Below are 1,683 nucleotides of genomic sequence, written 5' to 3' on the forward strand. Positions count from 1 at the left end.
GTTGACTACACCGAGTATAAAATCGATGGGGACGACAATGCCAGAAACCAGATGGCGGAACGAGCCAACGGAGGTCGAACGGTACCCCAAATTTTTATCAATAACCAACACATTGGCGGTTGCGATGAGTTGTATGATTTAGACGGTAAGGGACAATTGGAGTCTTTGCTAACTCAGGCAGCGGGCTAATTTTTAGGTTGAAGGTTAGTTGGTTGAAAGTTGAAGGTTGGAGGTTAGTTGGTTGGAGGGTTAAGGTTGAAGGGTTAGTAAGCATTCAGTAGGTTGAAGGTTGAAGGCGTAGGGTGTGTTAGGGGCGGACTTGCCCTTATTTTTCGCCTCGTAGCCAGGGTTGAGATAGTCTGCCCCGTAACGCACCACCAAAAGGCTGGCCCTGATTTTCCACCTCTTTGCCAGTTTTGGGAAAGCCTGTCCGAGGCAGGAAACGGGCAAGATGCCCGTTCCACCCACCGGGTCAAACAGTAACAATCGGATACAGTTGAAAGTTAATTGGTTGAAGGTTAGTTGGTTGCAGGGTTAAGGTTGAGTGGTTAAGCTTTCAGGGTGAATCAAGATAGTGAAACAGGAAAGTAACAAGCGAGAGTTAGCCACCTAATTTATTGGGTGGGCGTGGAGCGTGCCGGGATTTATCCCGGCTATCGTGTTTAAGGTAGTTTTCCATTCCTTCCTAGGTACTCCATGAACTCAGACAAGCTCAAGCCAGAAGACTCTGCCATATTTTTAATATTTCCCCAAGCTATTTTTGTAACCTTAACACTGTAAGTCTTTTTGCTTTCCTCATAGATACTTGGTCTCCCGACTCTTCTCTTTTTTTCTGGCATATGTTTGACCCATTCATTACGGTAGTATATAATTAAATTAGCACAGCAAAAGGTCGATGCAATATGTATGGTTGTCAACAACATTTAATAACTACGACACCTGATAATAGAGCAATTATCGAGTTTATCTGTTCAGAAGCTAACAAGTTAACTAACTGCGGGATTTATTACTGCCGTCAATTGTTGTTCAAAGCTGGAAGGTATCTTACAAATGCCGATCTGGATAAGATAATGAAGACAAATCATCACTTCAAGGCAATGAGGTCAGCTTGTGCTCAGCAGACACTACACGGAGTAATAGAATCCTTTAAGTCTTACAAAGCCTTAAACAAGCTATATAAGAAAGGTCAGCTAGCAAACAAGCCTAGAGTTCCTAATTATAGAAAAAAGGGGGGATTGGCTGTTGTTAGCTATCCGGCTAGATGGGTGAAGCTGATAAAGGGTCAGCTTAAGTTTACTCTAGGAAAACAGATTAAAGCATGGTTTGGGATAGACCATTTCCTTCTACCTATGCCTTCCAATATTGACTACAAAGCGATAAAAGAGTATCGATTTGTACCAAGAAACGGGTGCTTGTATCTAGAGTTCGTCTATGAGAGAACAGCTCCTGAAGCAGTTACTCAAACAGGTGAAGTCTTAGGGATTGATCCTGGTTTAAATAACTGGTTAACCTGCGTGTCTACTACAGGTAAGTCGTTTATATTAGATGGAAGAAAAGTTAAGTCTCAAAACCAGTGGTACAACAAGCGTGTAGGTGCTATCAAAAAGGGTAAAAGTAGAGACTACTGGGACGAACATCTAGCTTTTTTGATTGAAAAGCGAAATCGACAAATGCGAGACAACG

4 protein-coding genes are annotated in these 1,683 nt (G+C 42.5%); 2 read left to right on the forward strand and 2 right to left on the reverse strand.

Annotated features, from left to right (window positions below; genetic code table 11):
• The coding region (locus F6K37_RS41335) for a glutaredoxin domain-containing protein (protein ID WP_287257076.1) at positions 1 to 189 on the forward strand (189 nt) is incomplete at its 5' end.
• 60 nt (positions 190 to 249) lie between these two features.
• Here the strand turns inward: F6K37_RS41335 and F6K37_RS41340 are convergent.
• Together F6K37_RS41340 and F6K37_RS41345 are read right to left on the reverse strand one after the other, a co-directional pair.
• The gene (locus F6K37_RS41340; protein ID WP_287257077.1) at positions 250 to 450 is read right to left on the reverse strand and encodes a hypothetical protein; all 201 of its coding nucleotides are present in this window, start codon (positions 448 to 450) and stop codon (positions 250 to 252) included.
• 212 nt (positions 451 to 662) lie between these two features.
• Positions 663 to 839 (reverse strand): hypothetical protein, encoded by a 177-nt coding sequence (locus F6K37_RS41345; RefSeq protein WP_008183297.1) that lies wholly within the window; start codon positions 837 to 839, stop codon positions 663 to 665.
• Between the two features lie 258 nt (positions 840 to 1,097).
• Here F6K37_RS41345 and F6K37_RS41350 point away from each other — a divergent pair.
• A partial coding sequence (locus tag F6K37_RS41350; protein ID WP_287257078.1) for a transposase occupies positions 1,098 to 1,683 on the forward strand: 586 nt, incomplete at its 3' end.

The sequence above is a fragment of the Moorena sp. SIO4E2 genome (genome assembly GCF_010671945.1).
GTDB lineage: Bacteria > Cyanobacteriota > Cyanobacteriia > Cyanobacteriales > Coleofasciculaceae > Moorena > Moorena producens.